At 60.1% G+C, this 26,156-nt stretch carries 24 protein-coding genes and 1 riboswitch; of the genes, 20 read left to right on the top strand and 4 right to left on the bottom strand.

Annotated features, from left to right (window positions below; genetic code table 11):
• The 8 genes from AC4GMC_RS04840 (at position 1) to AC4GMC_RS04805 (ending at position 8,645) form a co-directional block, all read left to right on the top strand.
• Entirely contained in the window at positions 1 to 477 is a 477-nt protein-coding gene (locus AC4GMC_RS04840; protein ID WP_487878218.1) for an Hsp20 family protein, read from the top strand.
• 167 nt (positions 478 to 644) lie between these two features.
• The gene (miaB, locus tag AC4GMC_RS04835; protein WP_487878219.1) at positions 645 to 1,964 is read left to right on the top strand and encodes a tRNA (N6-isopentenyl adenosine(37)-C2)-methylthiotransferase MiaB; all 1,320 of its coding nucleotides are present in this window, start codon (positions 645 to 647) and stop codon (positions 1,962 to 1,964) included.
• Between the two features lie 796 nt (positions 1,965 to 2,760).
• Entirely contained in the window at positions 2,761 to 3,750 is a 990-nt protein-coding gene (locus tag AC4GMC_RS04830) for a PhoH family protein (RefSeq protein WP_487879066.1), read from the top strand.
• Positions 3,734 to 4,255 (top strand): rRNA maturation RNase YbeY, encoded by a 522-nt coding sequence (ybeY, locus tag AC4GMC_RS04825; protein WP_487879065.1) that lies wholly within the window; start codon positions 3,734 to 3,736, stop codon positions 4,253 to 4,255. The genes AC4GMC_RS04830 and ybeY overlap by 17 nt, the downstream gene beginning before the upstream one ends.
• Before the next feature lie 25 nt (positions 4,256 to 4,280).
• Entirely contained in the window at positions 4,281 to 5,210 is a 930-nt protein-coding gene (locus AC4GMC_RS04820) for a hemolysin family protein (RefSeq protein WP_487879064.1), read from the top strand.
• A gap of 25 nt (positions 5,211 to 5,235) precedes the next feature.
• Positions 5,236 to 6,729: an apolipoprotein N-acyltransferase gene (gene lnt, locus AC4GMC_RS04815; RefSeq protein WP_487878603.1), complete on the top strand. Its 1,494-nt coding sequence runs from the start codon at positions 5,236 to 5,238 to the stop codon at positions 6,727 to 6,729.
• A 31-nt stretch (positions 6,730 to 6,760) separates the two neighbouring features.
• A riboswitch (SAM-SAH riboswitch) is annotated at positions 6,761 to 6,808 on the top strand.
• A gap of 8 nt (positions 6,809 to 6,816) precedes the next feature.
• Positions 6,817 to 7,995 carry a methionine adenosyltransferase gene (metK, locus tag AC4GMC_RS04810; RefSeq protein ID WP_487878604.1) on the top strand — a complete coding sequence of 393 codons (1,179 nt, stop codon included), beginning with the start codon at positions 6,817 to 6,819 and terminating at the stop codon, positions 7,993 to 7,995.
• Positions 7,996 to 8,045: 50 nt separating this feature from the next.
• Positions 8,046 to 8,645 (top strand): COG3904 family protein, encoded by a 600-nt coding sequence (locus AC4GMC_RS04805; protein ID WP_487878772.1) that lies wholly within the window; start codon positions 8,046 to 8,048, stop codon positions 8,643 to 8,645.
• On the opposite strand, the gene AC4GMC_RS04800 is transcribed toward AC4GMC_RS04805, so the two are convergent.
• Positions 8,642 to 9,103, bottom strand: coding sequence for an Lrp/AsnC family transcriptional regulator (locus AC4GMC_RS04800; protein WP_487878773.1), 462 nt, complete (start codon positions 9,101 to 9,103; stop codon positions 8,642 to 8,644). The genes AC4GMC_RS04805 and AC4GMC_RS04800 overlap by 4 nt on opposite strands.
• A gap of 108 nt (positions 9,104 to 9,211) precedes the next feature.
• On the opposite strand from AC4GMC_RS04800, the gene AC4GMC_RS04795 reads away from it, so the two are divergent.
• The 11 genes from AC4GMC_RS04795 to AC4GMC_RS04745 all read left to right on the top strand — a co-directional run bounded on the left by AC4GMC_RS04795 (position 9,212) and on the right by AC4GMC_RS04745 (position 20,941).
• On the top strand, positions 9,212 to 9,436 hold the full coding sequence (locus tag AC4GMC_RS04795; protein ID WP_487878774.1) for a DUF6356 family protein: 225 nt from the start codon (positions 9,212 to 9,214) through the stop codon (positions 9,434 to 9,436).
• Positions 9,437 to 9,477: 41 nt separating this feature from the next.
• Positions 9,478 to 10,221, top strand: a complete 744-nt coding sequence (gene trmB, locus AC4GMC_RS04790) for a tRNA (guanosine(46)-N7)-methyltransferase TrmB (RefSeq protein WP_487878775.1) — start codon at positions 9,478 to 9,480, stop codon at positions 10,219 to 10,221.
• 112 nt (positions 10,222 to 10,333) lie between these two features.
• On the top strand, positions 10,334 to 12,226 hold the full coding sequence (prpE, locus tag AC4GMC_RS04785; RefSeq protein ID WP_487877131.1) for a propionate-CoA ligase PrpE: 1,893 nt from the start codon (positions 10,334 to 10,336) through the stop codon (positions 12,224 to 12,226).
• A 210-nt stretch (positions 12,227 to 12,436) separates the two neighbouring features.
• Entirely contained in the window at positions 12,437 to 13,972 is a 1,536-nt protein-coding gene (locus AC4GMC_RS04780) for a response regulator (protein ID WP_487877132.1), read from the top strand.
• A gap of 2 nt (positions 13,973 to 13,974) precedes the next feature.
• Positions 13,975 to 15,378, top strand: a complete 1,404-nt coding sequence (locus AC4GMC_RS04775; RefSeq protein ID WP_487877133.1) for a sigma-54-dependent transcriptional regulator — start codon at positions 13,975 to 13,977, stop codon at positions 15,376 to 15,378.
• 68 nt (positions 15,379 to 15,446) lie between these two features.
• Positions 15,447 to 15,863: a cytidine deaminase gene (locus tag AC4GMC_RS04770; protein WP_487877134.1), complete on the top strand. Its 417-nt coding sequence runs from the start codon at positions 15,447 to 15,449 to the stop codon at positions 15,861 to 15,863.
• Between the two features lie 4 nt (positions 15,864 to 15,867).
• Complete coding sequence (locus AC4GMC_RS04765; RefSeq protein WP_487877135.1) at positions 15,868 to 17,178, top strand: thymidine phosphorylase; 1,311 nt, start codon at positions 15,868 to 15,870, stop codon at positions 17,176 to 17,178.
• On the top strand, positions 17,175 to 18,374 hold the full coding sequence (locus AC4GMC_RS04760; RefSeq protein ID WP_487877136.1) for a phosphopentomutase: 1,200 nt from the start codon (positions 17,175 to 17,177) through the stop codon (positions 18,372 to 18,374). The genes AC4GMC_RS04765 and AC4GMC_RS04760 overlap by 4 nt, the downstream gene beginning before the upstream one ends.
• A complete protein-coding gene (locus tag AC4GMC_RS04755) occupies positions 18,371 to 19,354 on the top strand; it encodes an adenosine deaminase (protein WP_487877137.1) in 984 nt (327 codons plus the stop codon). Before AC4GMC_RS04760 ends, AC4GMC_RS04755 begins: the two co-directional genes overlap by 4 nt.
• A complete protein-coding gene (gene upp, locus AC4GMC_RS04750; RefSeq protein WP_487877138.1) occupies positions 19,351 to 19,983 on the top strand; it encodes a uracil phosphoribosyltransferase in 633 nt (210 codons plus the stop codon). The genes AC4GMC_RS04755 and upp overlap by 4 nt, the downstream gene beginning before the upstream one ends.
• An 88-nt stretch (positions 19,984 to 20,071) precedes the next feature.
• Positions 20,072 to 20,941: a hypothetical protein gene (locus AC4GMC_RS04745; protein ID WP_487877139.1), complete on the top strand. Its 870-nt coding sequence runs from the start codon at positions 20,072 to 20,074 to the stop codon at positions 20,939 to 20,941.
• Positions 20,942 to 20,944: 3 nt separating this feature from the next.
• Here the strand turns inward: AC4GMC_RS04745 and AC4GMC_RS04740 are convergent, their stop codons facing one another.
• Together AC4GMC_RS04740 and AC4GMC_RS04735 are read right to left on the bottom strand one after the other, a co-directional pair.
• The gene (locus tag AC4GMC_RS04740) at positions 20,945 to 21,958 is read right to left on the bottom strand and encodes a hypothetical protein (protein ID WP_487879063.1); all 1,014 of its coding nucleotides are present in this window, start codon (positions 21,956 to 21,958) and stop codon (positions 20,945 to 20,947) included.
• Positions 21,959 to 22,103: 145 nt separating this feature from the next.
• Positions 22,104 to 23,729 (bottom strand): AMP-binding protein, encoded by a 1,626-nt coding sequence (locus AC4GMC_RS04735; protein ID WP_487878106.1) that lies wholly within the window; start codon positions 23,727 to 23,729, stop codon positions 22,104 to 22,106.
• A 73-nt stretch (positions 23,730 to 23,802) separates the two neighbouring features.
• Between AC4GMC_RS04735 and AC4GMC_RS04730 the strand changes: the two genes are divergently transcribed.
• Positions 23,803 to 24,747 carry a DMT family transporter gene (locus AC4GMC_RS04730; RefSeq protein ID WP_487878107.1) on the top strand — a complete coding sequence of 315 codons (945 nt, stop codon included), beginning with the start codon at positions 23,803 to 23,805 and terminating at the stop codon, positions 24,745 to 24,747.
• 45 nt (positions 24,748 to 24,792) lie between these two features.
• Here AC4GMC_RS04730 and AC4GMC_RS04725 read toward each other — a convergent pair.
• Positions 24,793 to 26,156, bottom strand: a 1,364-nt coding sequence (locus AC4GMC_RS04725) for a 3-hydroxyacyl-CoA dehydrogenase (RefSeq protein WP_487879062.1), incomplete at its 5' end; no start/stop codon positions are given.

The following is a 26,156-nucleotide window of genomic DNA, read 5'->3' as shown; positions in this document are numbered from 1 at the left end:
ATGCGAACTTACGACTTTACCCCCCTGTACCGTGCCACCGTCGGCTTTGACCGTATGGCAGATCTGCTGGACCGTGTTCTAGACGCCGAGCCTGCGCAAACCGGTGGCTATCCCCCCTATAACATCGAAAAAACCGCCGAAGACGGCTATCGGATTTCCGTGGCTGTGGCGGGTTTCTCCGAATGTGAATTGTCGGTCGAAGTCCAGCAAAACGCGCTTGTGGTCTCTGCGGCCAAGGCCAAGGACGGGGCCCAGCGGACCTATCTGCACCGCGGGATCGCGACGCGGTCGTTTGAGAAAACCTTCCAACTGGCTGATCATGTCCATGTAACCGGCGCGCAGGCTGAGGACGGGATGCTGCACATTGATTTGGTGCGTGAGGTGCCAGAGGCCCTCAAGCCGCGTCAGATTGAGATTGCGCGCACGGGCAAGGCCTCTGGCAGGCCTGCGCTTGAGGCGCAAAGCATTGAGGCCTGAGCCGCGACAAGGCGAAGGCAGACCGGTCAATTGACCTAGATGTGGGGCGCGGTCATTCAGGTCGCGCCCTTTTTACAGCCAGTCGCGTGGTGGCAACGGCGCAATGGTTGAACGGTCGCCGACGGAGTGCTAGGTGAGCCGCTGATCCTACCCCCGGAGTGCGTACAATGGCTGATCCCAAAAAGCTCTACATCAAGACCTATGGCTGCCAGATGAACGTCTATGACAGCGAACGCATGGCCGAGGCGCTTGGGGCGGAAGGCTATGTTGAGACGGGCACGCCCGAGGATGCGGATATGATCCTGCTCAACACGTGTCACATCCGGGAGAAAGCCGCCGAAAAGGTGTATTCTGAGCTGGGTCGGTATAAGCCGCTGCGCACCAAGAACCCTGACCTTAAGATCGGTGTGGCGGGCTGTGTGGCACAGGCCGAAGGGGCCGAGATCATGGCGCGCCAGCCTATGGTCGATCTGGTTGTGGGGCCACAAACCTATCACCGCCTGCCCGAAATGATGAAAAAAGTGGATGCGGGTGAACCGGCGTTGGACACCGATTTCCCCGAGGAAGACAAGTTTGAGCACCTGCCCAAGGCGCGTAAAAACCTTGGCCGCCCCAGCGCGTTTTTGACTGTGCAAGAAGGTTGCGACAAGTTTTGTGCGTTCTGCGTGGTGCCCTATACCCGCGGGGCCGAGGTCTCGCGCCCGGTGGAGCGTATCCTATCGGAGGCCGAGGCGCTGGTGGCGCGCGGCGTTAAGGAAGTCACGCTGCTGGGCCAGAACGTGAATGCGTATCACGGCGCGGGTAAGGGGGGTGAGTGGTCGCTTGCCCAATTGATCTGGGCGCTGAACGACATTGAAGGGCTGGAGCGCATCCGCTTTACGACCTCGCACCCCAATGAAATGACCGATGACCTGATTGAGGCCCATGCGACCTGCGCCAAGTTGATGCCGTATCTGCATTTGCCGGTTCAGGCGGGGTCGGACCGGGTGCTAAAGGCGATGAACCGCAAGCATACGGCGGCGGAATACATCGAAATCATCGACCGTCTGCGCGCCGCACGCCCTGATTTGCTGCTAAGCGGGGACTTCATTGTGGGCTTCCCTGGTGAGACGGAGGAAGAGTTCGCGGACACCCTCAAACTGGTGGAGCGAGTCGGCTACGGACAGGCCTATAGCTTTAAATATTCGGCCCGCCCCGGTACGCCCGCTGCTGAAAAAGAGGGCATTCCAGACGATGTCGCAACCGAGCGTTTGGCCCGATTGCAGGCTTTGCTGGGGGATCAACAGCGCGCCGCACAGGTCGCGATGGTCGGTCGGGAAACCAGCGTTCTGTTTGAGAAAACCGGACGATTTGAGGGGCAGTTGGTGGGTAAGACCGAACACCTGCACGCATGCCATGTTGAGGCCCCCCAAGAGCTGTTGGGGCAGGTCGCGCGGGTCCGGATTGTGGAGGCGGCGACGAACTCCCTTAAGGGTGTTTTGGTTTAGGTCAGTACGACTGTCTCTTTGTTGCGCGCGCGCAACAATTCATTGAAATGTATGTAAAAATACCGCTTTGGGGCGGGCTTTCGGGCTGAAAATTTAACGATTTGTCAAAAGTTCTGTGACAGAGGCGCCGCTTTTTGCGCGCGCTTGTCTCTAGCCTTTGCGGGGGCATTTGCAGGCGTCCCATTTTATAGGGTGTGGCGGCAGATTTGATACCCACTGCCACCCCGACCGCAACATAGGCGAAAAGGGGGTTCAAAGCGGACGCCGCACGTGCTGCGCGTGAGCCGCTATTGGGCGTCAGCGCGCGCGGAGCCTGTACGCGCCTAATCCGGGCGCGGTAGCACATCTAGTGTTTGTGACTTCACAAGCGTCATATATTTGCTACAGTCATAGGCAAGACTGACGCTGACCCGACGGGTTTACCCAACACGAAAGGCGCATTCAGAAATTTGATGCAGGATGTTTATCGCACCTCTTATTGTCCGATGCCGGCCCCACAGATGCCAGCCGCTCAGGACGGGCGTATGTGCCGCCCCGCCGCCCGAGCCCAGAATGGGGCCCTCATCTGAGCATGACACACCTGCTGACCATATCACCGCCTGCAGCGATCTCCGCTGCGGGCGGTTTTTCTTTGGGCGGTGATGATTTTCACCGTCCCCACTCTAGTTTGCCAAGCGTGCACCCGGGCGCGCTTTATTCTGCGCGTTTGGGCCGGGAAATCCTCTCAATGTGCGCTTCTTCACTGGACACCGCTGCGCGTGTCCCTCACCTTTGTATTAGACGCTAGGAGCTTTGTTTGACACTGATTGACCCGCCACAACCCAGCACCGCAACAACTGCCGCGTTGGATTTTCCCGACAACCGTTTGTTGATTGACCTGTGTGGTCCTTTCAACAGTAATCTCACGCAAATCGAGAGCCATCTTGGGGTGGATATCGCCCATCAAGGGAACCGGCTTGTGATCAACGGAGAGGCCGCCGCAGAAGCTGCGGGCGTGCTGGAAGGGGCCTATGCGCGCCTTGAGGCGGGCAAAACGGCGGAGGCGGCGGATATCGACGCATTGATCCGGATGAATACGCAGCCCACGACGCCCCCTGATCAGATCGAAATGTTTGCCCCCGGCGCATTGGAAATCCGCACGCGCAAAAAGACGGTTGAGCCACGCACTGATGCCCAAAAGGGCTATACCCAAGCGCTGTTGGACAATGAGCTGACCTTTGGCATCGGGCCTGCGGGTACGGGCAAAACCTATATTGCGGTGGCCGTTGCGGTGAACAAGTTTGTCAGCGGTGAAGTTGATAAGATCATCCTGAGCCGCCCCGCCGTGGAAGCCGGTGAAAAGCTGGGCTATTTGCCCGGTGATATGAAGGACAAGGTCGATCCCTACATGCAGCCGCTGTACGATGCGCTGAATGATTTTCTGCCAGCCAAGCAACTGGCCAAGCTGCTCGAGGAAAAGCGGATCGAGATTGCGCCCTTGGCGTTTATGCGAGGGCGGACCTTGGCCAATGCGTATGTTGTCTTGGATGAAGCGCAGAACGCCACGACCATGCAGATGAAGATGTTTCTGACGCGGCTTGGTCGCGGGTCGCGCATGGCCATCACCGGCGACCGCAGTCAGGTCGATTTGCCCCGTGGGGTGACCAGTGGTCTGCGCGATGCGGAGCGGATTTTGGACAATGTGCCAGGGATCTCGTTCAATTACTTTACCGCCAAAGACGTTGTGCGCCATCCGCTCGTCGCCAAGATCATTGAGGCTTACGACAAAGATGCCCCACCAAGCTGAGGCGCAGGCAGAGGCCTGCATCGACGTCTCACTGGAAGACGACCGTTGGATTGACCTTGAGGGCCGCGCGCATGCGGCCCTTTTGGCTGTGCTACGCCATTTGGATTTGGCTGAGGGCGATGTGAGCGTTTTGGGCTGTGATGATGCCCGCATTGCCACGCTCAACGCTGAATTCCGGGGCAAACCCACGCCGACCAACGTGTTGTCGTGGCCGTCTGAGGAGCGTGGGGCCGAAACGCCCGGCGCGATGCCGCGCTTGCCGACCGCCCCCCATGAGGTCGAATGGGGCGATATTGCCATCGCCTATGATACCTGCGCGGCTGAGGCGCAGGCCCAGTCAAAGCCGTTTGACGCGCATGTAACCCATCTTTTGGTGCACGGAATCCTCCATCTGTTGGGTTTTGATCACGAAAATGATGCAGATGCGCAATTGATGGAGCGTTTAGAGGTAGAAATACTGGACACGCTAGGGGTGCCTGACCCATATCAGGAGAGTGGCGCGTAACGCGTCCGCTATGTGGAAAGGAGCCATGGACCCATCTGTCGACCCTTCGTCTAGTGCTGCGCATGCGCGCACTCACGACGAGACACCGCCCGCCGAGCCCGCCCCGAGTGAGGGGTATATTGGTGCCCGGCCTGGATTTTTTAGCCGCGTGTTCGGCGCCAAACGGGCTGAAGTGCCTGAGCTGCGCCCCACCGACCCATCCTCCACCCCCTTGTCTGCTGCGGGTCTGGCCGCACTGCGTCGCCTGCGGGTCGACGATGTGATGATCCCGCGCGCCGAGATCGTCTCGGTGCCCTGTGACACGCCGCTTGGCGAATTGGTGGCTCTGTTCCGATCCAGCGGCCTGACGCGGTTGCCCGTGTACGATGGCACGCTCGATCAGCCGGTGGGCATGGTGCACATGAAGGACCTTGCGCTGCGGTTTGGGTTCACCGGCGATGGGGGCGATTTCGATCTGCCGGGCATGGTGCGCCCGCTGATCTATGTGCCACCTTCGATGCCGATTTCGGTGCTGCTGCAAAAGATGCAAAGCGAGCGGCGGCATATGGCGTTGGTGATCGACGAATATGGTGGCGTGGACGGGCTGGTCACGATTGAGGATCTGATCGAACAGGTCATCGGTGAGATCGAGGATGAGCATGACCAAGAGGAAGACAAGTTGTGGCGGGAGGAAAAGCCCGGCTGCTTTGTTGCCCTTGCGCGTACGCCGCTTGAGGACTTCGAAGAGGTCATCGGGCTGAGCCTTGAGCATGAAGCCGATGATGAGATCGACACATTGGGTGGTTTGGTGTTCTTGCTGACGGGTCACGTGCCCGCGCGCGGTGAGGTCGTGCCCCATTCCTCTGGTGTGCAGTTCGAGGTTGTGGATGCCGATCCGCGCCGGATCAAACGCTTGCGGGTGCGATTGCCGGGCAACACAACCCAACGTCTGCCCGAGGCCGCCGCCGCAGAATGAGTGCGGCCTCGATTTTTCACACCCTATGATCCGCATTCCCTCTCAGCTGACGCCGCGCATGGGGCTTGTTTTGTGTGCCTTGGCGGGCGTTTTGGCGGCCCTTGGTCAAGCGCCTTGGGGGCTTTGGCCGGTGGGGTTGCTTGGTTATGGGCTAGGGGTTTGGGCGGTTGCGCGGGCCGCGACGCCGCGAGCGGGGTTTGTGCGGGCTTGGCTTTTTGGGGCTGCGCATTTCGCCACCGCTTTGCATTGGATCGTTGAGCCGTTTTTAGTGGATGCCGCAGCGACGGGCTGGATGGCGCCCTTTGGGTTGATCTTTCTGGCCGGAGGGCTGGCGCTGTTCTGGGGGGCGGCTGGGGCTTTGGCCATGTGGCTAGGGGCCGGGTCGCGGTGGATGCCGCTTTGCGTGGCGCTGACCTTGGCGGTGGCAGAGGCGTTGCGCGGCCTTGTCCTGACCGGATTTCCATGGGCGCAGCCGGGGCATATCCTGATAGCATCACCGGGCCTGCCTAGTGCGGCGGTGGTTGGGCCGCTGGGTCTGACGTTGGTGGTTTTGCTGGGGGCAGGGGCTCTAAACATCCCGCGCTTGCGGCTTTGGGGGCCGGGGCTTTGGGCGAGCGTGCTGGCCCTTGGCGCGGTGATGCCTGCCGCACCGCCCCCTGCGCCAGAGGCCGCAACCCTGCGTCTTGTGCAGCCCAATGCGCAGCAGCACCAAAAGTGGGTGCCAGAATTCATGCCCATCTTCTTTGATCGCGCGTTGACGGCGACACAGGCGGCCCCTGCGGGCGCGGCCCCTACGGTCGTGATCTGGCCCGAAACGTCGCTGCCCGAGCTGCTCAACCGGTCAGCGGCGGCGCGATTTGACATCGCGGATGCAGCCGGTGCGACCCCGGTGTTGGTGGGTGCGCAGGCGTACGGTTTGGACGGTCGGCCGCGAAACATGGCGGTCTTGCTACAGGACGCAGAGGTCACTGCTACCTACGAAAAACACCATCTGGTGCCCTTTGGTGAATACCTGCCCTTGGTCGCGCCGCTTTTTGATCTGATCGGTGTGGGCGGCTTGGCCGAACGTCTGGCGGGTGGCTATCAGGCCGGAGAAGGCCCCGCCACGATTGACGTGCCGGGCATTGGGCCGGTGTTCATCATGATCTGTTATGAGGCGATTTTCCCCGGCTATATCCGCGCGGTCGAACGGCCCCGGTTGATGGCACATATGACCAATGATGCGTGGTTCGGGGATTTTGCGGGGCCGCGCCAGCATCTTGCGCTGACGCAGTTGCGCGCCGCAGAGCAGGGCGTGCCCGTGGTGCGGGCCGCCAACACCGGCATATCGGCGGTGATCGACGCGCGGGGCCGGGTCACGGACGCGCTGCCCCTGAACACGGCGGGCTTTTTGGATGCCGCGTTGCCGGCCGCGTTGCCCCCAACGATCTATGTGCACACAGGCGATGGGCCGGCGTGGGCCGTGGCTTTGATGGGACTGGCGGCGTTTTATGGCCGCAGGCGGCGTATTGTTGGTTGATCCCGGGTCTATGCAGGCGTAGCCCTGTACCTACCCGTCACAACGGCTTCCTGGCGTGACGGCGTAACCCAACGGAGCACACCCCCTATGCAAAGACAAAACTATTCCTTTACCTCGGAGTCCGTCTCTGAGGGCCACCCGGATAAAGTCTGTGACCGGATTTCGGATGCCGTCCTTGATGCCTTTTTGGCAGAGGACCCGCTGGCGCGCGTGGCCGTCGAGACATTCGCGACGACCAATCAAGTTGTGGTAGGGGGCGAAGTTGGCCTGACCGACCCGGACAAACTGACCGAATACATGGGTAAGATCGACGGCATCGCCCGTGATTGTATCAAGAACATCGGGTACGAGCAGGAGAAATTCCACTGGCGCACCTGTAACGTTCTGAACCTGCTGCACGAGCAATCCGCCCATATCGCTCAAGGCGTCACGGGTGAGCAGGGGGATGAGGGCGCTGGCGATCAGGGTATCATGTTCGGCTATGCTGTGAACGAAACGCCCGAGTTGATGCCCGCGCCGATCCAATACGCCCACGCGATCCTGCGCCGCCTTGCTGAGGTCCGCAAAGACGGCACTGAGCCGACGCTTGGTCCCGATGCAAAATCGCAGCTGACAGTTGTGTACCGTGACGGAAAACCTGTGGGCGTGTCGTCCATCGTGCTGTCGACCCAACATTTGGACGAAAGCATGACCAGCGGCGATGTTCGCGCCGTGGTGGAACCCTATATCCGCGATGTCCTGCCTGATGGCTGGATTTCCGGCGACACTGAATGGTGGGTAAACCCCACGGGCAAGTTCGTGATCGGTGGACCTGATGGCGACGCGGGCCTGACTGGGCGCAAGATCATCGTCGATACCTACGGCGGTGCGGCCCCGCACGGCGGCGGCGCGTTTTCAGGCAAAGACCCAACCAAGGTGGATCGCTCGGCGGCTTATGCGGCGCGTTATTTGGCGAAAAACGTTGTGGCGTCAGGTTTGGCGGAGCGGTGCACCATTCAGCTGAGCTATGCGATTGGTGTGGCCAAGCCACTGTCGATTTATGCCGACACCCACGGCACGGGCCAAGTGGATGAGGCCGCGATTGAGCGGGCCGTCGCCCAGGCGATGGATCTGACGCCCACGGGCATCCGCAACCATCTTTCACTGAACCGTCCGATCTTTGCGCGCACGGCGGCCTATGGTCACTTTGGCCGCGCGCCCGAGGCTGACGGCGGCTTTAGCTGGGAAAAGACCGACCTTGTGGACGCTCTGAAAAAGGCCGTCTGAGGATGCGGCGCCGGGGATGGAGCATCGCGTGTGCGTTGTGGTTGGGGCTTATGCCCGCCACAGCGCAGGCCGGTGATCCGGAGGACAAATTTGTCCGTTTAGATGGGGGCGTGTTGCTTTATGACACCGAAACCATCCCCGGCGACCCAGACGCCGAGATAGAGGAAGAGGATATCGCCATCCTGCGCCGCTATCTGGTGGAGGACGCGGATATCACGACCTTGCGGCTTTATAGCTATGGGGGCAGTGTTTGGGCTGGGTTCCGTTTGGCGGACATTATTATTGATTTTGACCTCGATACTGAGGTGGTCGATGATTGCGCCAGCGCCTGTACGCTGATGTTTTTGGCAGGCAGGGGGCGGCGCATGGAACGCGGCGCGCGGCTTGGGTTTCACAATTGGAAATGGTCCAAGGCGGCGATCATGTCCTTTTACGAGCGGCGCAAGGACGCGGATGGCTGGCAGGACCCCTTTGACTTTGCCGCTTGGATTTACGTCGATACCCAAATCGAGACGCACGACGTGCTGAGCTATCAGCAAGAGCGTGGGATGGACCCAGGCTTTGCGATCGATCTGCTTTGGAAAGGGCGTGATGGGCTGCATTACCCCCGCCGGGCAGAGTTGCAGGCCGCAGGCGTGCTGCGCGACTAAAGCGGCAGCGCCGTGGTGGATTTCAACTCTTCCATGACAAAGCTGGCTGAGACGTCCTCTAATTCTATTTGTGCGATCAGCCGCTTATACAGCGCGTCATAGGCGGGCATGTCACGGACCCGCGCCTGAAGCATGTAGTCAACTTCACCGCTGGTGCGCCATGCGGCGGTGACCTCTGGCAACGTTTCGAGCGCGCGGGCAAAACGGGCGGCCCAATCGGCAGTGTGCTGCCGGGTGCGCACAGCCATCAGCACCATCAGTCCAAGGCCAAGCTGCGCAGGATCCAATAGCGCCACGCGGGCGCGGATGACGCCAGCGTCCTCTAGGCGTTTGATGCGGCGCCAGCAGGCGTTGCGCGACAGACCTACGGTTTCGGACACAGCATCCAGTGGGGCGGCGCAATCACGTTGCAAAGCGGCGAGAATACGGTGATCGGTTGCATCAAGTGTATCTATCATTTGGTAATATTGGGATATCATCCCAAAGATAGCAATCCGTGCGTGATGTTTGGGACAATTTTACCGCTAGGGAAGGTTAGATTGGCGCTGATACAACAGGAGCCTCCGATGATCACACGCCTTTTCACCGCTCACCCCCAGTCCGTGAATGAAACCTATCTTGAACACAGCAGCTTTGCGTTCCGCTTTGCGGGGTGGCTGGCGCTTGCGGCGATGGCCGCGATGGTACATGCAATTTTTCCGTGGTTGTTTGAGAAAACCGCAAGCGGGATCATCGCCAAACTGCACAATCGCACGGCTCATCGCAGTGATACGGGCCTCAAATCGGCCTAAGGGTCTTGACGGCGGGCGGGGGGTCTTGCATCCCCCGCGCCATGGACGACGATAAATCACACCTTCCCGCTGCGGCCGATGCTGATGCTGGCCGCCCTCATCGCAACTTCTATGGCCGCCGCAAGGGTAAGACCCTGAAGCAGAGCCAAGAGGCATATTTGCAAGAGGACCTCGACGCGTTGTCGCCGGGGCCTGTGGGTTGGGATGTGAACCCGACGCGCGCCCCGCTTGATCTGGGTGCGCGGTTTGACGGTAAACCCGTTTGGCTAGAGATCGGTTTTGGCGGGGGCGAGCATATGGTTCACCAAGCCGCGCAGAACCCCGATATCGGGATCATCGGGGCCGAGCCTTATATCAACGGCGTCGCCATGCTGTTGGGCAAGATCCGCAAAGCGGGCGTTGAGAATTTGGCCGTGCATCCGGGTGATGCGCGGGACTTGTTTGATGTGCTGCCAGAGGCGTCGATTGATCGTGCGTTCCTGCTGTACCCCGATCCGTGGCCCAAAGCGCGCCACCACCGTCGGCGGTTCGTGACGCCCGAACATTTGGCCCCACTGGCCCGTGTGCTCAAACCCGGTGCGATTTTTCGGGTGGCCACGGATATCGAAGATTACGTGCGCCAAACGCTGGAGCAGGTGCCACGCCATGGGTTTACCTGGATGGCCGAAGGGCCCAGCGATTGGCGGCAGCCGTGGGGCGATTGGATTTCTACCCGGTATGAGCAAAAGGCCCTGCGCGAAGGTCGCACACCGCACTATCTGACGTTCCAGCGCAACGCGGATTAAGCACCCCGCGTCTTACGGCTGGCCGTTAGCGCAATCCGCCGCAGGCAGGTCGCCTTGCGCCGCCTCCCCACTCACCCGTAGAAACGCTGCGACGGGAAGAGGAGAGACGTCTATGTCATACGCATCTGTTTATGAGGCTTGGAAATCCGATCCAGAGGGCTGGTGGATGGAGCAATCCAAGGCGATTGATTGGGATCGCGCGCCGACCAAAGCTCTCGATGCGAGTGCGGCGCCTTTGTACGAATGGTTCCCGGATGCGATGGTGAACACCTGCTGGAACGCCGTGGACCGCCACGTTGAGGCGGGCCGTGGTGAGCAGACGGCAATTATCTATGACAGCCCTGTCACCAGCACCAAGCGTGAGATTTCATATGTTGAGCTGCGCAATCGCGTGGCCACTTTGGCCGGGGCCTTGCGCGCAAAAGGCGTGGAAAAGGGTGATCGCGTCATCATCTACATGCCGATGATCCCAGAGGCGTTGGAGGCTATGTTGGCCTGTGCCCGGATCGGTGCCGTGCACTCGGTCGTGTTTGGTGGATTTGCCGCCAACGAGTTGGCCGTTCGGATTGACGACGCGACGCCAAAGGCGATCATCGCGGCCTCCTGCGGGATCGAGCCGGGGCGGGTGGTGCATTACAAACCCCTGCTGGATGGCGCGATTGAACTGGCCACACACAAGCCCGAATTTTGTGTTGTTTTCCAGCGCGAGCAGGAAGTTGCCGAGCTGATCCCTGGGCGGGATTACAATTGGCATGGGTTCCAATACGGTGTTGAGCCTGCGGACTGTCTGCCCGTTGAGGGCACGCACCCGGCCTATATCCTGTATACCTCGGGTACAACGGGCCAGCCCAAGGGCGTCGTGCGCCCCACAGCCGGGCATCTGGTCGCGCTGAACTGGACGATGAAGAACATCTATGACGTCGATCCGGGCGATGTGTTTTGGGCCGCGTCGGACGTGGGTTGGGTCGTGGGCCACAGCTATATCTGCTACGCGCCGCTGATCCATGGCAACACGACCATCGTGTTTGAGGGCAAGCCAGTCGGCACACCTGATGCAGGCACGTTCTGGCGGGTCATGTCTGAGCATAAAGTGAAAAGCTTCTTCACGGCGCCCACGGCCTTGCGCGCAGTCAAACGCGAAGACCCGACCGGCGAGTTCGTCAAGAAATACGATCTGAGCGGGCTGAAGAACGTATATTTGGCAGGCGAACGCGCGGACCCGGACACGATTGAATGGGCGCAAACACAGCTTGGCGTGCCGGTGATCGATCACTGGTGGCAAACCGAAACGGGCTATGCGATCGCGGCTAATCCCGTGGGGTTAGAGCAATTGCCGATCAAGCTTGGCTCACCTGCGGTGCCGATGCCGGGCTATGATGTGCAGGTGTTGGATGATGCGGGCCACGCAGTAGCCCCCAACACATTGGGCGCGATTGCGATCAAGCTGCCGCTGCCCCCGGGCACGTTGCCGGGGCTTTGGAACGCCGAGGCGCGGTATCGCAAAAGCTATCTGGATACTTTCCCCGGTTACTATGAAACCGGTGATGCGGGCATGATCGATGAGGACGGCTATCTTTATATCATGGCGCGCACCGATGACGTGATCAACGTCGCAGGCCACCGCCTGTCGACCGGCGCGATGGAAGAGGTTCTGGCAGGCCACGCGGATGTCGCCGAATGCGCGGTTATTGGTGTCAGCGACACGCTGAAAGGCCAGTTGCCCATGGGGTTTTTGTGCCTCAATAACGGGGCCAGCAAAGCCCCCGCAGATGTGGTGAAGGAATGCGTCGCCCGCGTGCGTGAAAAGATCGGCCCGGTCGCGGCGTTTAAACTTGCGGTTGTTGTGGATCGGTTACCCAAGACCCGCTCTGGCAAGATTTTGCGCGGCACGATGGTCAGCATCGCGGACGGCAAAGACTATAAGATGCCAGCCACAATTGATGATCCCGCCATCTTGGATGAGATCACTGAGGCGTTGAAAACGCTGGGCTATCCGTCCGCATAGCGGATCGGCATTTCATCGGGCCCGCCTGAGCTGGGCCCGATGTGTGCCAATAAAATCCCAATCTGTCATCAACTTGAACCGCTGGAAATTGACCCGATTTGGCGAAATTTCTTGAAATTTTCTATCATTGGGATAAAAGCAGGGAGTATCGCTCAACCAGAGGTTTAAAAGCTTCCCCCTACTGCCGGAAAACGGCAAAAGGAATATCTTGTGTCCTACCTGCCTGAGACAGGCTCAGAACTTTCCGAAACTAACGGCTCCGAGGCGTTGGAGAGTGAAGTAGAACTGCTCGGCGATGATATCCGTTCTGCTGTGTCCGATGTAATTGGTGGGCTGCGACTACTTGAGGCACAGGATCTGGACCTGGCGCTAAGGTCGCAAGTCGGCGGGATCCATGCGTCCTCGGAGGTTTTGGCGCGTCTGATCGAGGAGGCTTTGACGGTTGCCTCGGCTGGGCGACAGCGAAAGCCTCTGGCGTCTAACCTAAATCTGCGGCGGTTTCTGCGTGATCTGGCGAAGTCTTGTACAGCGCGGGCCAACCTTCAGGGTGTGACGTTTGCACTGGATGTGGCACCCGTCGTGCCCGAGGTGATCCAGCTAGACCGCCTCGCGCTAGAACGTGTTTTGGCCAACCTGATTGGCAATGCGGTGAAATACGCGGGCGAGAGCAATATTCGCGTGAGCGTCACACTGGTTGAGTCAGAGGTGCTGAGATTTTCCATCACCGATGAGGGCCCGGGCTTTTCTGACACCGGTCTGTCGCGGCTTTTTGGGCTAAATACGCCACTGTGCGACGATGATGCTGCGGGCAGCGGCTTGGGGCTGCACATATCCAAGCAAAATATCGGCAGGCTGGGCGCGAAGTTGTCTTTCATCAGTCGATCCAGCGGCGGCGCATTCGCCGTGCTGGATGTGCCTTTTCAGGCATGGCGCGTCGCGAGTGATAAGGGTGGGGATTTGCCGGATTTAAGCGCGTATCGCATTTTGGTAGCTGAGGACAATAATACAAGCCAACTACTGGTGAGTCAGATGTTGGTGACGATGGGGGCTGAGTGTGAACTGGCCTCTGACGGGGTAGAGGCGCTTGATTGGATGAACCGGGGGCGGTTTGACCTTGCGCTGATTGATATCGAAATGCCGAGACTGGGTGGTCTTGATGTGCTGCGTACAGCGCGCAAGCGGCAGCAATCGGGGATTTATCCTAGTATGCCGCTGGTTGCGATGACGACGTATGTTTTGCGCAGCAATCGCGACGCGATTTATGCGGCCGGCGCGGATGGATTATTGGCCAAGCCGTTGGTGTCTGTCGAAAGCTTTGGCCACGCGTTGCTGCATTACATGGCCGCGCATGCCAGTGCCCCGGTTGTCTCTGCCAAAGGTGCAGAGGCAGGTCAGGAAGCGGTGCCCTATGATCGTGAAACCCTGAACAACCTGCTGCGTATTGCCGGTCAAGACGGCGCGCCGGAGTTGATGGATCGCTTGCAAGCCGATCTGGCCATGGTGTCGCGCGGCATGCGCGCAGCGCAGGCATCCGGTGATTTGGCGGAAACTAGAAACCATACCCACATCTTGATCTCGCTTAGCTCCGCTGTCGGCGCAAGCAAGGTCCACAAATCCGCGCAGGCGTTGAATACGGCTGCGCGGCAGGGTAACGCAGATAAAGTGACCCGCGACACGCCAGAATTACTGGATGCGCTGGATAGGCTGCGCGCTGCACTGGCCGTCGTTCCGCCTCAAGAGGATTAATTATGACGCAAACGATCCTTCTTGTTGAGGACAATCGGACCCAAGCTGCATACTACGCTCAGGTCCTAAGTGATGATGGGTTTATCGTAACCCACGCGCGCACCGCCGCAGAGGCATTAGATCACTATTCCCGGGCGATCCCTTCGGCAGTGGTGCTGGATTTGCTGTTGCCGGACCGTGATGGGCTGGAGTTGATGCAGGACTGTCAGGCGTTGGCGTCGCAGGTTCCGTTTGTGGTTTTGACGGCGCAAAGCACCATCCAAACAGCAGTGGATGCGATGCGGTTCGGTGCGTCCGAGTTTTTGCCCAAGCCGGTTTCAGATGCGCATTTACAGCGCGCGGTGCACAAGGCCATCCTTGTTCACGAGGCGGGGCAACTTAAGCCTGTTCCCGTAGGCGCTGCGGGGGCAAAGCCGACCTCGCCGCAAAGCGATCCGATGCGCGCGGCTCCTTTGCCGGGGTTCACGGGGTTTGCACCGGTGATGCACGAACTCTACCGCCAAGTCCGCGCCGTCAGCCGATCTGGCGTGCCGATTTTTCTGCGCGGTCCCACCGGGTCGGGCCGATTGGCCAGTGCCAAGGCGATCCATGAACTGGCCCATGATACGCCGGAGGCGGCGCCGTTTATCAAGTTGATTGCCTCCGTAATGTGCCCAGATGCACAATTGGCTGCCATGACCGGGACGGCGGAGACCCCAGATGTGATCACCGCGGCCATGGGCGGCACGGCCTATATCGCGGAACCTTGCACGCTGAGCGACCAAGCGCAGGCCGCCTTGATGGAGCGTTTGCACCGGTTGGATGCGACGCCCGACAGTCCCGCCAAGGTCCAACTGATCACCGCGACGACCCGCGATCCCTTTGCCGAAGTCCGCGAGGGACATCTGCGCGAAGATCTGTTCCATCGCCTTTATGTGGCCCCGGTCCGAGTGCCTGCACTATCCGAGCGTGGTGAGGATGTTGTCGCGATTGCCAATGCCACGTTGCGGCGGTTCGAAACGCGTGGCGAGGGCGGCTTTGTCGGGTTGGAACCTGATGTGGCCGACTTTTTCCGAACCTATGAATGGCCCGGCAACGTGCGCCAGCTGATCAATCTGATCAAAAGCACGGTGTTGCTGCACGAAGGTCCGTTGATCACGATGGATATGCTGCCCATGGAGATGACGACCCGGGCACATGCCAACCAATCCTCAACGCCATTTGAAAGCCTTCTGGGCCGTTCGCTTGCGGAGGTAGAAGAGGTGATCATTGAGGAAACCATTCGCCAACAGCAAGGCTCGGTGCCCCGTGCTGCGCGCGTGCTGGATGTGTCGCCCTCTACGTTGTACCGCAAGCGCGAGGCGTGGGCCAAGCGAGGGGCGCGGCCGTCGGCACCCACACAGCGTGCGGGTTCTGGTGGGGTCTAGCGCCGCTTGGCTCTTGCACTCCTGAGGCTGTGGCGCGACACTGGTCGCAACCCCGTCTAGGAGACCCCATGACAGACCTGACTTCCCCCCCGACGGACCTGCGTGCGGCTGCTCTTGCGGTGCGTGAAAACGCCCACGCGCCGTATTCCAATTTTAAGGTTGGCGCGGCGTTGCGGACCGCTGATGGGGCGATCTTTGTGGGATGTAACGTCGAGAATGTCGCCTACCCGGAGGGCACCTGTGCCGAAGCGGGGGCCTTGGCCGCGATGGTCGCAAGCGGCGCACGTGACGTGGCCGAGGTGTATGTCGTGGCCGATAGTCCTGATCCTGTTCCACCCTGTGGCGGCTGCCGGCAAAAGCTGGCGGAATTCGCCGCCTCAGACGTTATGGTTACCTTGGCCACCGTGGCTGGCGAAACGCGCACGACGCGGGTGGGTGATCTGTTGCCTGGGGCCTTTGATGCGGGCCACATGGCGCGGGTCTAGGCCCATGGACGCCGCACATATCTTGCAAAAATTACGGGGCGGTGCGCCGCTCTATGAAGCTGAAATCTATTGGTTCGCCAACGGTTTGGCCGAAGGCACGGTGACGGATGCGCAGGCTGGGGCCTTTGCCATGGGCGTGTGCACGCGTGGCCTTGGGGCTGAGGGGCGCGTCCATCTAACAACGGCCATGGTTCAAAGCGGGGAAACGCTGCGCTGGGACCTGCCGGGCCCGGTGTTGGATAAGCACAGCACTGGGGGCGTGGGCGATCCGGTCAGCCTTGCGTTGGCGCCTGCACTTGCGGCTTGCGGGGCCTATGTTCCGATGGTGTCGGGGCGGGGGCTTGGGCACACCGGGGGTACTCTTGATAAGTTAGAGGCCATTCCGGGCCTGACCACGCAGCTGTCGGTCGAACGGTTGCAGGCCCAAGTCGATGAGATCGGTTGCGCGATTGTTGCGGCCAACGCGCGCTTGGCCCCTGCGGATGCGCGGCTCTATGCGGTGCGTGACGTAACCGGGACGGTCGATAGCCTTGATCTGATCTGCGCCTCTATTCTGTCCAAAAAGTTGGCTGAGGGTGTGGAAGCTCTCGTCTTGGATGTGAAAACCGGCTCGGGTGCAATCCTGCCCGATGTGGAGGCAGCCCGACGGCTCGCGCAAGCGTTGGTGGAAACGGCTCAAGGTGCGGGCTGTATGACGACGGCCCTGATGACCGACATGAGCCAACCTGCGGTCCCTGCGGCGGGTAACGCGTTAGAGGTGATCGAGGTGATGAAGTTGCTGACCGGAGGAGCGGAAGCAGCACCGCGCTTGCGCACTTTGGTCGAGGTTTTGGGCGGCGAGGCGCTGGCCCTTGGGGGTATGGCTGTCGATGCGCAAGATGGTGCGGGCCGGATCGCCCGTGTGCTGGATAATGGTGACGCAGCTGAGCGGTTTGGCCAGATGGTCGCTGCACAGGGTGGGCCTGCGGACTTTCCGGAGCATTGGCGCGACCGGCTGCCTGCTGCACCTGTTGTGGTGGAGTTGAGGGCTGAGGCGCCCGGTGTCATTGCTGCGATTGATACGCGCGCTTTGGGGGATGTGGTGTTGGATTTGGGTGGTGGGCGCCGGGTCGAAACGGACTTGGTGAACCCGGCGGTGGGTCTGGCGGATTTGGTGTCGATTGGGGATACGATTTCAGCGGATCAACCGTTGGTTCGTATTCATGCTGACGATGCTGCTGGCGCAGAGGCCGCTGCGGCCAAGGTCTATAGCGCGCTTAGTTTCAGCGACAGGGCCGTCACACCGCCACCCCTGATAGGGGAGCGTATGGGATGAACACGCAGGCCCGTGCCTTTCTTGTGGTGCTCGATTCCGTTGGCTGCGGCGGCGCGCCTGATGCGGCTGAGTTTGGGGATGAAGGTGCCAACACGCTGGCCCATATCGCCCAAGCCTGCGCTGCGGGCCGCGCGGAGGATGGCCGCAGCGGGCCACTGTCCCTGCCACATTTGGATGCCTTGGGGTTGGGGGCGGCGATCCGATTGGCCTCTGGTGCCGCGACGCCGGGGTTAGACGCAAAGCCTGGGGGCCTGTGGGGCGCCGCGACCGAGGTGTCGCGCGGTAAGGATACCCCTTCCGGACACTGGGAGCTCGCGGGCCTGCCGGTCCCGTGGGATTGGCACTATTTTCCGGACACCAATCCGTGCTTTGAGGCTGATCTGGTGGCCAAGGTTTGCGCGTTGGCGGGAACGGACGGCATCTTGGGCAACCGGCACGCGTCCGGCACACTGATCATTGAGCAAGAGGCCGAAGCACATGCCCGCACCGGCTGGCCGATCTGCTACACCTCTGTGGACAGTGTTTTTCAGATCGCCGCCCACGAAGAGATATTTGGCCTTGAACGATTGTATAACCTTTGTCGTGATTTAGCGCCACATCTTCATGTAATACGAGTTGGTCGTGTGATTGCGCGCCCCTATGTGGGCGACGCCGATCAGGGCTATACACGCACCCAAAACCGCAAGGATTTCGCGATAGAAGCACCCGCACCGATGCTGTGTGATTGGGTGTCTGAAGCGGGACGTGAGGTGATTGGGATTGGTAAGATTTCGGATATCTTTTCAGGGCGCGGGATCACCCAAAGCCACAAAGGGGCTGATGCGGACCTGATGGAGCACTTGATTGAGGCCAGTAAAACCGCCCCCGATGGCAGCCTGACATTTGCCAATTTTGTGGAGTTTGACAGCCTGTATGGCCACCGGCGCGATGTGTCGGGATATGCCCGTGCGCTGGAATGGTTCGACAGCCAGCTACCGCGCGTTTTTCGGAACCTGCGTACGGATGATCTGCTGATCATCACGGCGGATCATGGCAATGACCCAACGTGGCGCGGCAATGATCACACGCGCGAACGGGTGCCTATTGTGGGGCTTGGTGGGGGCGCGATTGGGCTGCGGGCATTTGCGGATGTTGCGGCCAGTATTGCGGGCCATCTGCGGGTACACTCTAATGGTCCGGGTCGGAGCTTTTTATGAAAGAATTGAAAAAGATAGAACTACATCTTCATCTTGAAGGTGCAGCCCCTGCCGGGTTTATTCGTGGGCTCGCGTCGGAGCAAAAAGTTTCTCTCGACGGGGTGTTTGATGAGGCGGGCCACTATGCCTATGACGACTTTTCGGGGTTTTTGCGCACCTATGAAGCGGCGACTTCGGTCCTGCGCTCTCCTGAGCACTACGCGCGCCTCACGCGTGAGGTGTTAGAGCAAAGCGCGTCCCACGGGGTGATCTATACAGAAGCCTTTATAAGCCCCGATTTTTGCGGCGGTGGTGATGTGTCCGCGTGGCGCGATTACCTTGCCGCGATACAGGAAGCCGCGTTAGAGGCGCAGACCGCGTGCGGAATTGAGATGCGTGGGATCGTGACCTGCATCCGTCATTTCGGCCCTGATCGCGCCAAAGCTGTGGCCCGCTGCGCCGCTGAGACCGCAGGCAGTTTCATAACAGGGTTCGGGATGGGCGGAGACGAAAGTATTGGTACCGCACGGGATTACGCATGGGCGTTTGATTGCGCGCGCGAGGCGCAATTGGCGTTGACCAGCCACGCTGGAGAATGGGGCGCGCCTGATACCATTCGGGCGGCGTGGCAAGACCTCGGTTTGGCGCGGATCGGGCACGGGGTGCGCGCTGTCGAAGATCCACGTTTGTGCGAGGATCTGGCGGAGGCTGGCGTTGTGTTGGAGGTATGTCCGGGGTCAAACATCGCCTTGGGAATTTACCGTAACTTCGACGCGCATCCTATTGAAAAGTTAAGAGAACGAGGTGTAAAGGTCACGGTATCAACCGATGACCCACCGTTTTTTCACACGACAATGACCGCAGAATATGAAGCCCTCGACCGCTCTTTTGGATGGGGTGTTGACGGATTGATGGCGCAGGCGCGCGTGGCCGCCGAAGCCGCGTTTTGTGACCCCGAAACAAAGTCCCGCTTGCTCAACGCATTGGAGAACACCCCATGACCGCACCGCTCACCATTGTTGATCACCCGTTGGTGCAACACAAACTTACGTTGATGCGTGACCAGACCACGCCCACGGCGGTTTTTCGCCAACTCCTGAGAGAGATCAGCCAACTTCTGGCTTATGAAATCACCCGTGATTTGCCCACCGAACCAAGGACGATCACGACCCCAATGCAGGTCATGGATGCGCCGGTTTTGGCGGGCAAAAAGCTGGCGTTGGTGTCGATCCTGCGGGCCGGGAACGGGCTGTTGGATGGGGTTCTTGAACTGATCCCCTCGGCACGAGTTGGGTTTGTTGGTCTTTACCGGGATGAAGAAACGCTTGAGCCGGTGCAGTATTATTTCAAGGTACCTCAATCGCTTGAGGACCGAGTGGTGATCGCTGTTGATCCGATGCTGGCTACGGGCAACAGTTTAGTCGCGGCGATTGATCTGCTCAAGCAAGCAGGCGCGCGGGACGTTCGGTTTTTGTGTCTTTTGGCGGCACCCGAGGGCGTGGCGCGCATGCAAGAGGCGCACCCAGATGTGCCGATCACCACAGCATCTGTGGACGAAAAACTCAACGAACATGGATATATTGTGCCCGGCCTAGGGGATGCGGGTGATCGCATGTTTGGCACCAAATAGGCCAAAGCGCTTTACTTGCGAGGCTGTCCTGCTGCATCATCGTGGTTGATTAAAGCTATGCCAATTAACCACAAAAAGGGCCCGCCTTATGCGTGCATTCCCTCTATTGTTGGCCTGTTCGGTCGTCGCCTCGGGCGCGGTTGGTGCAAGTGCACAAAGCAACGTTTCCATAGCTGCGACCACGCCGGCTGAAGTGCCGGCCAATGATTTCAACGGCCGTCAATACGTCGACAGTGCTGGATGCGTGTTTGTGCGGGCGGGTCAGGGCGACGTAGCCGCCTGGATGCCGCGCCTTACGCGGTCGAACGAACCGCTGTGCGGATATACCCCGACGATTATTGAACCGACGAATGGGTTTATTAGTGCGGTGGCATTGGCTGAAAATTCATCGGCGGCGGACAGGCCGCTTGTGTCCGTGGGAGAGGCCGCTTTGATGTCTGCCCCCCGGTCAGGGGCGCGGAGTACGTCCAGTGCGCGGGGTATCAGCCCCCAAGATGGTGGCATACGGCCCGCGACCCGCGCCGCATGCCGGGCGACTGCGCTACGGCTTGGGCATGGCATTGGCTGTGATGAAGGGGCTGAGAATGGTGTAGGAGGACACCTCATGGCGATTCAAATCCCACCGCAAACCCGCAATAGCACCCATGGGGCAGACGGGCTGAACGGCAAAGATCTGCGCCGCAGCAGGGTCCCGGTGACAATAGTCGTGGCCAGCGATGCGACGTACAGCTTTTCATCTGATGCGCAGCGGCAGGGAACGGTGATTGCCGGATCAACCGAAACCGTTAAGCGGTTGAGCCGTGACACCCAGCGTATCGCTGTTCCACAGGGTTACAAGGAAGCGTGGACCGACGGGCGTTTGAACGTGTTTCGCGGCGTGGGCACCGCGGACGGTGCGGGGCAAATGCGTCGGACATGGACCGAGAGCGTGCCTCAGCGGCTCATCGGCCAAGATTAACGATCACTGGCAAATATTGGCCAGCGTTAACCAATCTGTGTCCGATAACACCTCCGGCGCGGGTTCGGTGGCGAATGGATCGGCTGCGATTAGGCGTGTGGCTTGCGGGTCATCGCTGGGCAGGCTGCGTGCATAGGGCGTCACTGGCAGTGTCCGCGCAGAAAAGGCGTCTAGCATGCGGATATCATCCACCTCCATCGCTGGCCGCGTGAGTTTCAGGTCAACATAGCGGCGCAGTGTTTCGGGGTTTGTCTCACCGCTGGTGAGCATCCGAAACGTTTCACGAAAGCCTGCGAAGGTGAGATATTCGCGCAGTGTGTCGTGCAGGTTTGTGCGCAGGAAGGCGGTCAGGATATGGCCCGCAACCGTCTCTGACGCAGAGCTGGGATCCAACAGATCCGCTGACACAATGATGTGCCCGCCGGGTAAGTGCATAGTGGGTTTCGGCATGTTGGGCAGGACGACAATTCGGGTGCCAGTTTGGGGAAGAACACGAGCGTTCAGCACGTCCAGCGCCTCAAGACCTTGGGGATCGGCGCAGGCCGGACCCGTTAGGGTGGTGATGCGCGACAACATGTTTTGCCCGATCGCCACTTGCTGTGGGCCGGGCAGAACAGAAAGTGTATGATCACGCAGAGCCTTTGGTACCCAAAACAGCGCCAATGCCAGCAGTGTGATGGTGATCGCCACAAGGCTGAGCACACGGAGACGACCGGGATGAGGGCGGGTGCGATCAATAGCCGTACGGATGCGCTCAATCGCCTCGATCATTGTCGCGTCTTCGATCTCTAGCTCTTCGGGGGTGTCGCGGCCGGGGGCATAAATCGCGGGCCGCTTGCCGGGGTTTCGCCTGCGCACGGCGGCCAGGGCCCAGTGGGACAGCGCCGTATTGGAGATGTCGGAAATGATTAGGCTGCCGTCCCCCACGGACACAAAAACCTCGATCCTCTGGGCGTCCTCATCGGCGCGCCACAGGCCCGTGGTTTCGATTTTTGCGATGTCCTTAAGTGCGGTCACTGCGCGGTGGCCCCTGTTTTGTCACCCGCAGGGTAAGGGTATCTGGGGGCCGCGGCAAGATCACGACGCGCTGTTTGGTGCCGCGACAGGGTCCATGCGGCGGTGCGCCGCTGACCCTGCCGTCGGGGCTGATGCGGGGCCAAGGTTACGCCGATTGGCGCAAGCGTTGACGCAGATCAAACTTTTGAATTTTCCCCGTGGAGGTTTTGGGCAATTCGCCAAAAATCACGGCCTTGGGTGACTTGTAGCCGGCCAGTCGCTCACGGGCGAAGGCGATAATCTCGGCCTCGGTTGCGGTGACGCCATCCTTGAGTTCGACAAAGGCGCAGGGCACTTCGCCCCATTTGTCGTCGGGCTTGGCCACCACAGCGCACAGCATCACTGCTGGGTGCCCCATCAAGGCGCCTTCTACCTCAACTGATGAGATGTTTTCGCCCCCCGAGATGATGATGTCCTTCGCCCGATCCGCGATTTGGACGTAGCCGTCAGGATGTTGGATCGCGATATCGCCAGTGTGAAAATAGCCGCCCTTAAATGCTTCTTGTGTGGCGTCTGGGTTCTTGAGGTAGCCTTTCATCACCGAATTGCCGCGAATGGCAATCTCACCCTGCGCGGTGGCGTCCTGTGCGATTGTTTGGCCCTCGGCGTCCAGCACCACGAGGTCTTCCATCATCGGAAAGATCACGCCCTGACGGGCTTTGATTGCGGCTTGTTCGTCGGCGGGCAGGGCGCTCCAATCGTCTTTCCACAGGCATTCGGTGACGTGACCATAGGTTTCGGTCAGGCCATAGACCTGCGTGATGTTGAAGCCCAACTTGCCGATCGCCGATAGGGTCGCCGGGGCAGGTGGCGCGCCAGCGGTAAAGACCTCAACGGTGTGGTCAAAGGCTTTGCGCGCGGCCTCTGGGGCATTGACGATCATGTTCAACACGATGGGCGCGCCGCCAAAATGGGTCACGCCGCTGGCGATGGCATCATAGATCGCCTCGGCGGTGATGTCGCGGCAGCAATGTACGGTGCCGCCCAGAACAGGCATCATCCACGTGTGGCACCAGCCGTTGCAGTGAAACAGCGGCACGATCGCCAAAAATCTTGGGTGCAGGGTCATTCGCCACGAGATCACGGTGCCCATCGTCATGAGATAAGCGCCTCGGTGGTGATAGACGACGCCCTTGGGCCGCCCCGTCGTGCCCGAGGTGTAGTTGAGCGCGATGCTCTCCCACTCATCGCTGGGCATCAGCCATGGCGCATCCGGATCACCGGTTTGCAGGAAGTCTTCGTAGGTCGTGTGCAAACCGCTTGCGTGCACACCGGCCACGTCATCAGCAACCTCGATCAAGCGCGGGGGTGTGCCCTCCATTTGTTCGCATGCGGCGGCGGCCACGGGCAAAAATTGCGGGTCCACCAGAACGACCTTGGCTTCACCGTGGTCAAAGATATAGGCGACGGTGTCGACCTCTAGCCGGGTGTTGATCGTGTTCAACACGGCGCCGCAGGCGGGCACACCAAAATGCGCTTCGGCCTGTGCGGGCAGGTTGGGCAGCAGTGTGGCAACCACATCGCCAGGCTCAACACCTGCGCACGTCAGGGCCGAGGCCAAACGGCTCACACGAGCATGATATTCGGCATAGGTGCGGGAGATGTTGCCATACACAATGGCCTCCCGCTCGGGCCAGATCTGAGCGGCTCGGTTCAGGTGCGACAAGGGCGTCAAAGCCACATGATTTGCGCCGCATTTCTCAAGACCTGTTTCGTCTTTCATCCAGCCCATAGTGCGCCCTCCCTTGCGTCTGGTTATTCGCTGGCCATAGTGATCGTGAGACGCGCAAATGGAAAGAGCCTTCATGCAAAACAGACCCCTCGCAGCGGCAGGTGCAATCTTGACCGGGATGGCGATTATTTCCGTGATCGACCAATTTCTGCGCGTGATTGCAGCCGACAGCAGCTTGTGGACATTTCACCTGATCCGGTCAGTGATGATGTGGGGGCTGGCATTGGCTTATGTCCTTTGGCAGGGCACACCATTGCGGGTGGTTTCATGGCGCGGAATGATATTTCGGTCGGTGTTTTTGTCCTCCGCGATGATGATCTATTTTGGGGCCTTGGCGTTTATGCCGGTGGCGCAGGCGGCAGCGGGGCTGTTCACGTCGCCTATCTGGGTTCTGATCTTTTCCGTGGTGTTTTTCGGCCTGCGCATTGGGGTTTGGCGGGTGCTGGCCGTTGGGTTGGGATTTGTGGGTATTTTGGCCGTACTATCGCCCGATCCCGCGACTATGGGGCCGCTGACCTTTGTGCCGGTTCTGGCGGGGGCATTCTATGCGATCGCGATGATTTCTACGCGGGAATGGTGCCCCGAGGAAGGCAGCCTAGAGATGACGCTCGCGGGGTTTACCGCGATGTGGCTGTGGGGCTTGGCAGGTGTGATCATCGTGGGCTTTGTCGGTCCCGAGGCCCCGGCGGGCGCGGATGGCTTTGTGAGGCGCGGCTGGGTCTGGCCCACGGCTGAGGTGTGGTTCTGGTTGTGGGTGCAGGCAGCAGGATCGCTGGTCGCGGTGATGTTCCTGACGCGGGCCTACCAGTTGGCCGAGGCGTCTTATGTGGGCGTGTTTGAATACGCTCTTTTAGGGTTTTCGGCTCTGTTCGGGTGGCTTGTTTGGGGCGAGGTATTGGGCTGGGTCGGGCTGATCGGGATTGCGATGATCGCGGGGGGGGGCGTGATTATCGCGCTGCGCAGCCAAACCGCATCTGATGCTGGGGCCAACCCGCAGGTCGTGCCCTCGAATAAATGAGTGTGGCGGAGCGCAGTCACGCGTCCCGCCATCATCGTGTGCCGCCTAGGCTGCGGATTTTTCGCCACCAAAGCGGTGGTAAAAACTTTGGCCCTTGTTGGCCATTTCTTGCAGCAGGGTAGGTGTTGTGAAACGGGGACCATAGGTTTCGGTCAGACGATCACAGGTTTCTGCGGCCCAAGGCGTGCCGACTATATCAAGCCATGAGAACGGCCCCCCTGACCAAGGTGCAAAGCCCCAGCCTAGGATCGCGCCGACATCGCCCTCGCGGATGTCCATAAGGACGCCGTCCTCTAGTGCGCGTACGGCCTCTAGGACTTGGGCGAACAACAGGCGGTGCTGAACCTCGGTCACATCGGGTTGTGTCTCTGCGAGGGGAAATTTCGGGCCAAGCCCTTCCCACAGCGCGCCGCGCTTGCCCTTGTCGTCGTAGCTGTAGAAGCCCGCGTTGGATTTGCGGCCCAAGCGGCCCCCATCTGCCATCCAGAAGAGGACCTCATCAACGGCTCCGTCGGGATAGGAATCGCCCATCGCGGCCCGGGTCGCTTTGGCGATCTTTACGCCCAAATCAATTGAGGTTTCGTCTACCAATTGCAGGGGCCCCAATGGCATGCCAACCAGTTTGGCTGCGTTTTCAATCAGGGCAGGGGCGACGCCCTCGGCGACCATTCGCAGGCCCTCGTTGATGTAGGGGATGATGCAGCGGTTGGCATAAAAGAACCGTGCATCGTTCACAACGATCGGGGTCTTACGGATTTGGCGCACATAGTCGAGCGCTTTGGCTACGGCGCGGTCGCCCGTGGCTTTGCCTTTGATGATCTCCACCAACAGCATCTTTTCTACAGGAGAGAAAAAGTGGATGCCGATAAACTGTTCGGGCGCGCCGCTGGCCTTGGCCAACTGACTGATCGGCAGAGTTGAGGTGTTGGTTGCAAAGATGCAATCGGGCCCAACTGCGGCCTCGACCTTGGCGGTGACCTCGGCCTTGACGGTTGGGTCCTCAAACACGGCTTCGACCACTAGATCGCAGCCTGCAAGTGCGGTGTAATCCGTTGTCGCGGTGATTTGAGCCAGCACGGAGGCCTTTTTCTCAGCCGTGACTTTGCCGCGCTTCATGCCCTTGTCGAGGTAGGCTTCGCTGTAGGCCTTGCCACGGTCGGCGGCGTCTTGGGCAGCATCAATCAGCACGACGTCGATGCCAGCCTGCGCAGACACTAGCGCGATGCCGGCCCCCATCATGCCGGCACCGATCACGCCTATTTTGCGAACCTTTTGGTCCTCTACCTCTGGGCGGACCGCGCCCTTTTCCAGCGCCTCTTTGTTGATAAAGAGTGACCGGATCATCGCAGAGGACGAGGGGTTCATCAGCACATTGGTGAACCAGCGTGCTTCAATCCGAAGGGCGGTGT

It is taken from the genome of Thalassobacter sp. (assembly GCF_982993085.1).
This window is presented reverse-complemented; position numbering and strand designations above follow the sequence as displayed.